General features: G+C 61.0%; 10 protein-coding genes. 5 read left to right on the top strand and 5 right to left on the bottom strand.

What is annotated here, in order from left to right; all coding sequences use genetic code 11:
• Positions 1 to 312 (top strand): RraA family protein (locus P0D80_RS39280; protein WP_459252770.1); only part of this gene is annotated, 312 nt, incomplete at its 5' end.
• Positions 313 to 326: 14 nt separating this feature from the next.
• A complete protein-coding gene (locus tag P0D80_RS39275; RefSeq protein ID WP_408291782.1) occupies positions 327 to 1,016 on the top strand; it encodes a substrate-binding domain-containing protein in 690 nt (229 codons plus the stop codon).
• 12 nt (positions 1,017 to 1,028) lie between these two features.
• Here the strand turns inward: P0D80_RS39275 and P0D80_RS39270 are convergent, their stop codons facing one another.
• Complete coding sequence (locus P0D80_RS39270; protein WP_408291780.1) at positions 1,029 to 1,280, bottom strand: hypothetical protein; 252 nt, start codon at positions 1,278 to 1,280, stop codon at positions 1,029 to 1,031.
• Positions 1,281 to 1,457: 177 nt separating this feature from the next.
• Here P0D80_RS39270 and P0D80_RS39265 point away from each other — a divergent pair, with 177 nt between their 5' ends.
• The 3 genes from P0D80_RS39265 (at position 1,458) to P0D80_RS39255 (ending at position 3,086) form a co-directional block, all read left to right on the top strand.
• Entirely contained in the window at positions 1,458 to 1,919 is a 462-nt protein-coding gene (locus P0D80_RS39265) for a cupin domain-containing protein (RefSeq protein ID WP_408291778.1), read from the top strand.
• Positions 1,920 to 2,125: 206 nt separating this feature from the next.
• Entirely contained in the window at positions 2,126 to 2,563 is a 438-nt protein-coding gene (locus tag P0D80_RS39260; protein ID WP_408177332.1) for a DUF1801 domain-containing protein, read from the top strand.
• 211 nt (positions 2,564 to 2,774) lie between these two features.
• Entirely contained in the window at positions 2,775 to 3,086 is a 312-nt protein-coding gene (locus tag P0D80_RS39255) for a hypothetical protein (RefSeq protein WP_132378986.1), read from the top strand.
• Positions 3,087 to 3,187: 101 nt separating this feature from the next.
• Here the strand turns inward: P0D80_RS39255 and P0D80_RS39250 are convergent, their stop codons facing one another.
• From P0D80_RS39250 to P0D80_RS39235, 4 genes are all read right to left on the bottom strand, one after another.
• On the bottom strand, positions 3,188 to 3,568 hold the full coding sequence (locus P0D80_RS39250) for a nuclear transport factor 2 family protein (protein ID WP_408291775.1): 381 nt from the start codon (positions 3,566 to 3,568) through the stop codon (positions 3,188 to 3,190).
• Between the two features lie 182 nt (positions 3,569 to 3,750).
• Positions 3,751 to 4,779 carry a tryptophan--tRNA ligase gene (trpS, locus tag P0D80_RS39245; RefSeq protein ID WP_408291773.1) on the bottom strand — a complete coding sequence of 343 codons (1,029 nt, stop codon included), beginning with the start codon at positions 4,777 to 4,779 and terminating at the stop codon, positions 3,751 to 3,753.
• 297 nt (positions 4,780 to 5,076) lie between these two features.
• On the bottom strand, positions 5,077 to 5,415 hold the full coding sequence (locus P0D80_RS39240; RefSeq protein ID WP_408177328.1) for a hypothetical protein: 339 nt from the start codon (positions 5,413 to 5,415) through the stop codon (positions 5,077 to 5,079).
• A 121-nt stretch (positions 5,416 to 5,536) separates the two neighbouring features.
• Complete coding sequence (locus P0D80_RS39235; RefSeq protein ID WP_408177327.1) at positions 5,537 to 6,958, bottom strand: aldehyde dehydrogenase family protein; 1,422 nt, start codon at positions 6,956 to 6,958, stop codon at positions 5,537 to 5,539.
• Positions 6,959 to 7,042: the final 84 nt, after the last annotated feature.

The raw sequence follows: 7,042 nt of genomic DNA, 5'->3' as shown, positions 1-7,042 counted from the left end.
GCGGAGATGAAATTCCCCGTGTGGAGCAAGGCGATCTCGGCCAAAGGGACGGTCAAGGCGACGCTCGGTTCGGTGAACATTCCGGTGGTATGCGCCGGGGCGCTGGTGAATCCGGGCGATGTCGTCGTCGCGAATGAAGACGGCGTGGTGGTGGTCCCCGCTGCGTCGGCGCGGAAGGTGCTCGACAAGGCCGCGGCGCGCGAAGCCAACGAAGGCGGGAAGCGTGCGAAGCTGGCTTCGGGTGTGCTCGGCCTCGATATGTACAGCATGCGCGAGCCGCTAAAACAGGCCGGGCTGCGTTACATCGATTGAGAGGCAGAGAAACCATGAGTGAGCAGCTCACTGGCATCTCGTCGATGGCCACGCGCCAGGTGCTCGCCGAGGCGGTCCAGGACTATGAGCGACTAACGGGGCAGCCTGTGGTCGTCAGGTCTGTTGGCGGTGTCGATGCCGCCCGTCGCGTCGAGAACGGCGACGGGTTCGACTTTGTCGTACTGGCTGCCGATGTGATTGATCGGCTGGAGGCCGCCGGCCATGTCGTTTCGGGCAGCCGGGTCGACGTGGCTCGTTCCGGGGTGGCAATCGCGATGGCAGCCGGGGCGCCGCGACCCGATGTCGGCACTGAGGCGGCGCTTCGCGACGCCGTTCTCGCCGCGCGCAGTATCGGGTATTCGACGGGACCCAGCGGTTCGCACCTGAGCCGTTTGTTCGAGCGCTGGGGCATTGCCGACGCGCTCGCATCGCGGATCGTACAGGCACCGCCCGGTGTTCCGGTCGGCGCACTGGTTGCACGCGGGGAAGTCGAGTTGGGTTTTCAGCAGTTGAGCGAATTAATGCACTTGCCGGGAATCGATGTCATCGGCCCTATGCCTGCGGAAGCTCAGATCGTGACCGTCTTTTCAGCCGGCATATGTACGGCATCCGCGAAGAAACATGTCGCGAAGGCGTTCCTTTCTTTTCTGGCTTCGTCACAATGCGATCGAGCCAAGCTGAGTCAGGGAATGGAGCCTGCTTAAAACCTGAAGAACTCACCGCTCCTTCTTTTGCGCCTGCGCAGCGACCATCCAGCAGACCACTGCACCCGCAGCCCAACCGCATGCGAACATCAGTTCGAGGTCGAACAGGCTTTGGAAATTCTCCGCGTTTTCGTAGCTGCATGTTCGATGAGTTCGAAACTGGATACAGCCGGATTGAGCATACTGGAACACGACAAATAACTTGTACAGACCGAACATCGTGAATGCCAGCGCAAGAAGCGCCAGTTTCGTTGGTTTTTTCATCGCATGGTCCGTTGGTTCAGTCTGACAGGATACCAATTGTCGGCGAGACACACGCGCTGATTTCCCTCATTCGACATGTCGCGGGAAATCGTAGAGAATCGGTTGGCATATCCCGCTGCGGATTGGCGCACTTGCGACTTTCCTTCCACGCGTCTTCAAACGACACAAGGAGCCAGCATGCCCAAGGTCGATCTCGCCACTGTGCCCGCACTGAATGGCTCGGGTTATCCGCCGCCATTCGACGCGCCTTGTGCTGCACGTACGCGCAAGCGTCTGGGCGAGGCGGGTGGGCTTCGCGATTTCGGCGTCAATCTCATGACCTTGCCGCCCGGCGGTTGGTCCAGCCAGCGTCACTGGCACAGCCACGAGGACGAGTTCGTTTATGTGCTTGAGGGCGAAGTGACGCTTATCGAAGACGACGGCGAGACGCTACTGCGCGCGGGCGATTGTGCGACGTTTGCGCGAGAGACCGGCAACGGCCATCATCTGATCAACCATTCCTCCGCGATGGCGGTTTATCTGGAGGTGGGCTCGCGTAATCCGGATGACCTCACCACCTGCTCCGATATCGACATGATGAGCGCCAACGCCGATGGCCGGTTCGTGCATAAGGACGGCACGCCGTATCTCGAGTCATAGAGGGCGAACCACGTGTTGTCCGCGTTCGTTACGGCGGATCGTTGGTCCCGCTTGACTCACACACGATCTCAGTGCTTATATTCCAGACGATTGCCGTAGGTGATCGAATGCCAATGCCGTACGGTCGCGGCGTGCTTTTCTGAGCGCTCATTAAGCGATGCAGTCGCTACCTCCCATTGTGGCCGTATAAAAGGGGACCAGAATCGATGAATAAAGATCCAATAGACGCATCGGAACGTATTGACGAGCTGATCGCCGGACTAACGGACTGGCGTGGCAAAACGTTCGCGAGTGTCCGCAAGGTCATCCTTGAGTCCGACCCGGAGATAATCGAGGAATGGAAGTGGATGGGAAGCCCGGTGTGGTCTCGCGACGGCATGATCGCGGTCGCCAATGCGCACAAAGGGAAGGTGAAGGTTACCTTTGCGCACGGGGCGAGCATCGCGGATCCTGACAAGCTCTTCAATGCGGGTCTCGAAGGCAACGCGCGACGAGCGATCGATTTTTTGGAAGGCGATAAGGTCAATGCGCGCGCGCTAAAAAATCTCGTCCGCGCCGCTATTGAGTATAACCAGACTCATTTGAAGAAGAACAAAGCACCCGCGAGTACGCGGGCGAAAGTAACCAGGAGTAAAGCGACGTGACGGTAAGGCCGTCGGTTACCTGGAGTGGAAAGACATAGCGCAGGTCTGTGCGGGCGTGACTGCGGTGGCCACCTTCAGCATTCAGCGTTGCATAGATCGCATAAAGTGGCCCCTTCACACTGGACTCCCCCAAATAGACCCGTTAGTCTAAGAACATTGCACGACGCAGTCTGGCGATGCTGTTCCTAACCGATAACGTGGGAGCCGAAACATGGAAGTGAGCACAGAAGCGCTTGTTGACATGCTGCGAGAGGTCGAAGCCGACGACCCGATCGACTACGCCGATCTTCCTTTCGGAGAGCAGGAACTCAGGCGTCTGGTGATGACTTCTCTGGTCGAGCGCCACCACCAGGTCGAGGCCGGCAACATGTCGGTGTCGGACATCCATGCGCTGTACCTCCTGAGCACCGCCAAGCTGGTTCTCGAAAACACGGTGCTTCACGCCAGGCTGCTTCTGCTTCAGGGGCAGCAGATCGATGTGCAGTCTCTGCTGGCGCCATTCACGCTCAAGGGCAAATCATAGGCCGGGCAAGGAAGGCTCCTAACCACAGGGCGAACCACGTCATCAAACAAGCGTGGTTCGCTAGCGTGAAGGCTGATCGACCCGAGCCGGGACGTTCAAGGCTAAGGGCGCGCGGCTGTATCAAAGAACTCCAGCCAACGGGTCACCAGACCGTCTTTGACTGTGAAGATATGCACCCATTCTGATTCGAACGATTTGCCTGTCGCCTTGATGGTCGACGCGACAAAGCCGAGTACGATAATGTGCTCGCCCGCATCGATGAATTCACGAGGCTCGAGGCGGGTAATTTCCTCAGCCGAAAAGAGGTCATCGAAATATTGCTGCACGTCCGCGCGCGTGCGACATTGGGTGGCATACGGGAGACTGGCGGGCCCCACCACTCGCCAGTCAATGTCACCGGGAATCAGCGCCAGCAGCGCGTCAATATCGCCCCGGCCAAAGGCGGCGTATGCGTCTTTGACGACCTGCATCGCGTTGCTCATGTCAATCTCCCGGGCGACAGCCAGCGTGAACGTAGAGAAGCACGCAGACACGGACGGACGCGTCGCTCCGCTATCGACAGTAACTGCGTCCTATCATAGAACCCGTTCGGTCGAAATACACGCTGCAGCGCGGTTCGTTCGGCCGGCGCGCGGAGACAAAACGCCGCTCCGCCGCCAGTCGCTCAGTTCTGAAAGTAATTCAGGCCAAGCGCAGCTTTCACCTCGGATACCGTCGCACCCGCCACTTCCCGCGCGCGCATCGTCCCGCGGCGCAGGACGTTCAGCACCTCCGCGCGATCGGCTTCGAACTCGCGGCGGCGCTCCCGGATGGGGGCGATCATCGACTGCAGTCGTTCGTTGAGCACACGCTTGACCACGCTGTCGCCAAGGCCGCCGCGGCGGTAGTGCGCTTTGAGTTCGTCGACCATCGGGACGTCCGGCTCGAACGCGTCGAGGAACGCGAACACAACATTGCCTTCCACCTGGCCCGGATCATTGACGCGCAGATGGTTAGGGTCGGTGTACATGTTGTTCACGGCCTTGGTGATTTCGTCCGGCGTCGCGCCCAGTGTGATTGCGTTCCCCAGCGACTTGCTCATCTTGGCTTTGCCGTCGATGCCTGGCAGCCGCGCAACGTGCGAGAGCACGGCTTCGCATTCGACCAGCACCTGTTGATCGACCGTGTTGTTGAAACGGCGCACCAGTTCGTTGGTTTGTTCGATCATCGGCAACTGGTCGTCACCGACAGGTACGCGCGTCGCCTTGAACGCGGTGATGTCGGCGGCTTGGCTGACCGGGTACGTCAGAAAGCCGGCGGGGATATCCCGCTCGAAACCGCGCAGCACGATTTCCGCCTTGATGGTCGGATTGCGCTCGAGGCGCGCGACCGTCACGAGATTAAGCAGGTACTGGGACAGTTCCGCCAGCTCGGGCACCTGCGACTGAATGACGATGGTCGACTTCGCCGGGTCGATGCCGACCGCGAGATAGTCGAGCGCCACCTCGATGACGTTTTCCGTGACTTTCTGGTGCCGGCCGACGTTGTCGGTCATGGCCTGCGCGTCGGCAAGCAGGAGAAACTGCTGCGCTTCGTGCTGAAGCTGCACGCGCGAGCGCAACGAGCCGATGTAGTGGCCAAGGTGCAGCGGGCCGGTCGTGCGGTCGCCGGTGAGGATAATAGGCTGGGTCGTGAGCGGTTTTGCGTCTGTCATGGTCTGGGGTTGTGCGTTTGTCGATACCACCAGCCGTCAGCGCACACAAACAAAAATGCCGCCAGGACTGGCGGCATCACGTTTCGATGGTCGAGTGGAAACGGGCCGCCTAAGTCAGGCGCGCCACCAACAAATCAGCGTGATCGGCTTCGTATCCATTAGCAGAGTATAACGCGGCGGATCGCCATGGCGTCAACGGCGGGCCGGAAAGTGCGCCGCGACGGCCGCTTCCGTTGTTGCGGACCAGTCACGCCGACGCGCCGTGCAAACCGCCATGCAACCATGACACACCGCCGCCTACGCCGCCGAAAAAACGACCGCTGCGGCGTCCTCGACCTGCGTGAAAGTGCGTACAAAGCGATAGGCCTGGCCGCCGATCTCCATCTCGTTGACGCCCGAGCGGGTCAGTTCCAGCATCTCATTGGCGAGCGGGATGGCAATCGTGCCGAGCTTCTTCATTTCCTCGATCAGACCGGCCGGGTCGCCCAGGTAGACGGTGCAAACGTCGGTCGTGTGGCGCGTCATGACCACGCTCGACGCCTTGTCGAGCGAGAGTTCGAGATACTCGACCAATGTCTGCAGCGACTCTGGCACGGGCCCGTGAGAGCCGTTCATCGATGTATTTGCGACTGTCATTCTGGAGTCCCCCATCGCGCCGATCTGCGGGTAGGCCGCTGGAGATCAGCGGTGCATCCACTATACGGCATCGTACATCGATCCTCGACTCGCGAGGCTCCCGGGGGGCGGCGGTGGCCAATCAGAGAACACCCAGCACCGACTTCGGCTCCAGAAACGCTTCCAGACCGAACGTACCGTATTCACGCCCAATCCCGGATTGCTTGAAGCCGCCGAACGGCGCAGCCGGCTCATGCGCCAGTGTGTTGACAAGGACGCGTCCCGCATCGATCCGCGACGCGACCTCATGCGCGCGTTGCCTGTCCCGCGACAACACATAGGCCTGCAAGCCGTAGCTGGTATCGTTAGCGATCGCGATTGCCTCTTCGGTGTCGCGATAGCCGATGATCGACAGCACCGGGCCGAAAATCTCCTCACGCGCAATCGTCATGTCGTTCGTGACATCGCTGAAAACGGTCGGGCGCACGAACCAACCTGCGTTCACGCCATCCGGCCGTCCCTGGCCGCCCGCGATCAGGCGCGCGCCTTCCTCTATGCCGATGCCGATATAACGCTGCACGCGTTCCCACTGCTTCTGGCTGACCATCGGGCCGACCGTCGTTTGCGGATCGCGCGGGTCGCCTGACTGGCTGCGCGCGACCTCTTCCTGCACGCGCGTTTCGAACTCCGCGAGCCGTTGTCGCGGCACCAGAATGCGAGTGCCCGCGATGCACGCCTGACCGCTATTCATGAAGCCGGCCTGAATGGCGAGCGGCACCGCTTCGTCGAAGTCCGCGTCGTCGAGCACGATCACGGGCGACTTGCCGCCGAGTTCGAGCGTCACGCGCTTGAGCGTGTCGGATGCCGTGCGCAGAATCGTTTTGCCGACCGCCGTGGAACCGGTGAACGACAGCTTCGCGACATCGGGGTGCGAACTGATCTCCGCGCCTACGATGTCGCCGCGCCCCGTCACGATATTGAACACGCCCGCAGGCAGGCCCGCTTCGTGCAGCGCCTCGGTCACGATGCGCGTCTGGATCGCGCTCATCTCGCTCGGCTTGATAACAGCCGTGCAGCCCGCAGCGAGAGCGGCGGCGAGCTTGCCGCAGATGAAGCCCGCATCGCTATTCCACGGCGTGATCAGACCCGCGACGCCCAACGGTTGCATCACGACCTCCGCGCTGCCCGCGCGGCGCGTGAATGCGTAGTCCTGCAAGACCTTCGCCGCTTCGAGCAGGACGCTGCTCGCATGCTGCGCCATCCAGCGGCCACGCGACACCGGCGCGCCATATTCTTCGGTGATCGCTTCGTAAAGCTCGTCTTCTTTTGCCACGACGGCTTCATGCATGCGCTTTAGCATGTCGATGCGTTCACGCGGGCTGGTGCGCGAGAAGGCGGGAAACGCGCGTTTCGCGGCGGCGATGGCGTCGCGTGCGTCTTGCGCGTCGGCGAGGCGCACCTGGCCGATCACCTGCTCCGTCGCCGGATTGAAGAGATCGAACATTTCGCTGCCATGCGGCGTGACGAACGCGCCGTCGATATAAATCTTGTCGATGATTTGCATGCTTGCTCCAAAGAAGGCTTCGAACGAATCACGATAGACCGCCGGCATTGCGTTGACTAGCCGTACAATCAAGCACGTCACGTT

Source organism: Paraburkholderia sp. RL17-373-BIF-A, from assembly GCF_046030175.1.
Taxonomy (GTDB): Bacteria; Pseudomonadota; Gammaproteobacteria; order Burkholderiales; family Burkholderiaceae; genus Paraburkholderia.
This window is presented reverse-complemented; position numbering and strand designations above follow the sequence as displayed.

Excerpts from the sequence above, each read along its gene's own strand:
- P0D80_RS39275 (WP_408291782.1), top strand. The coding sequence starts at position 327 with ATGAGTGAGCAGCTCACTGGCATCTCGTCGATGGCCACGCGCCAGGTG.
- P0D80_RS39270 (WP_408291780.1), bottom strand. The coding sequence starts at position 1,280 with ATGAAAAAACCAACGAAACTGGCGCTTCTTGCGCTGGCATTCACGATG.
- P0D80_RS39265 (WP_408291778.1), top strand. The coding sequence starts at position 1,458 with ATGCCCAAGGTCGATCTCGCCACTGTGCCCGCACTGAATGGCTCGGGT.
- P0D80_RS39260 (WP_408177332.1), top strand. The coding sequence starts at position 2,126 with ATGAATAAAGATCCAATAGACGCATCGGAACGTATTGACGAGCTGATC.
- P0D80_RS39255 (WP_132378986.1), top strand. The coding sequence starts at position 2,775 with ATGGAAGTGAGCACAGAAGCGCTTGTTGACATGCTGCGAGAGGTCGAA.
- P0D80_RS39250 (WP_408291775.1), bottom strand. The coding sequence starts at position 3,568 with ATGAGCAACGCGATGCAGGTCGTCAAAGACGCATACGCCGCCTTTGGC.
- trpS (WP_408291773.1), bottom strand. The coding sequence starts at position 4,779 with ATGACAGACGCAAAACCGCTCACGACCCAGCCTATTATCCTCACCGGC.
- P0D80_RS39240 (WP_408177328.1), bottom strand. The coding sequence starts at position 5,415 with ATGACAGTCGCAAATACATCGATGAACGGCTCTCACGGGCCCGTGCCA.
- P0D80_RS39235 (WP_408177327.1), bottom strand. The coding sequence starts at position 6,958 with ATGCAAATCATCGACAAGATTTATATCGACGGCGCGTTCGTCACGCCG.